This is a genomic window from Winogradskyella poriferorum (assembly GCF_050618035.1).
GTDB lineage: Bacteria > Bacteroidota > Bacteroidia > Flavobacteriales > Flavobacteriaceae > Winogradskyella > Winogradskyella poriferorum_A.
The window spans coordinates 1-237 of the sequence record NZ_JBODPY010000118.1 but is presented as its reverse complement, the minus strand read 5'-3'; the positions used below and the strand labels follow the sequence as shown (position 1 = coordinate 237).

Annotated in this window: 1 pseudogene; it reads left to right on the top strand. The window is 34.6% G+C overall.

The features are described 5' to 3' along the window. Positions 1–237: pseudogene (locus ACRHOC_RS15145) on the top strand (uracil-DNA glycosylase family protein); the annotation flags it as partial.

Genomic DNA, 237 nt, shown 5'->3' with positions numbered 1-237 from the left:
TATAGTTGAAAGTGGAGAAAGAGAAAAGACCGATGCTACAGAATTAGGATTGTCTAATGTGAAGCTTCGTGATGTTATTTGTTATCTTAGAAAGTTTCCAAATGTTGGAACCTTATTATTTCCAGGTGGAAATAGTAAGAATGGGGCTGAGTACTTTTTTAGGATACACATAAAACCTCAAGACTTAAAACTGGAGTTGGTTTCTGATGAAATTCCTAGGGACCATCAATTTAGTTT